Source organism: Olavius algarvensis spirochete endosymbiont (genome assembly GCA_900608495.1).
Taxonomy (GTDB): Bacteria; Spirochaetota; Spirochaetia; order DSM-2461; family DSM-2461; genus UBA2779.
The window spans coordinates 1-582 of record UWYT01000211.1; the positions used below are offsets into that span (position 1 = coordinate 1).

The window sequence follows — 582 nt, forward strand, 5'->3', positions numbered from 1 at the left end:
CCCAATTACAGTCATTGTACTAAGCCCAAACTCCTCTCTGAGATAAGCAAAAAGTGGTTCCCCCTTTTCAAGAAGCCATTCAGCAAATCTTGTTCTTGGACCTTTTAAACTCTCACCATCGAACATCTAAAACTCTCATTATTGATCATTTCGGTCATTCTTGGGCAATACCTCATCGATTTTATTTTCCAAAGAGTCAGAGGCAGCCCCTATTCCAACCGATGCGGCAGAAGGGACTACCAAACCCAATTTTCCAAGAGCACCTGTAGCAAATTGTCCTTTTTTAGAGCCGATAACATGATGAAATCGCTTTGATGCCTTATTAAATCCAGGGAAGAATTTTTTAGCTGTGAGGCTTAGTCCCAAATTTATTCCCTTGGTTATCGTGGGGCTTGTCAACTCTCCTTCAATAATATCAGCCGCTGAACTCATTACAACAGCCACAGCATCAGCAGCAAGTCCCGCAGCTGCTGCACCAACTGCGACGGGAGCAGCCCCTGTTGCCACAGCTCCTAATGTGACACCGGCGGCTCCCTCTCCCACCGCACTTGCAATATCTGAACCCTGTCGCAAAAGTCCAAC

The 582-nt window shown here is 46.0% G+C and carries 1 protein-coding gene; it reads right to left on the bottom strand.

Annotation, left to right across the window (positions count from 1 at the left end; translation table 11 throughout):
* Positions 1-138: 138 nt before the first annotated feature.
* A partial coding sequence (locus tag S1OALGB6SA_RS10230; protein ID WP_195910331.1) for a hypothetical protein occupies positions 139-582 on the bottom strand: 444 nt, incomplete at its 5' end.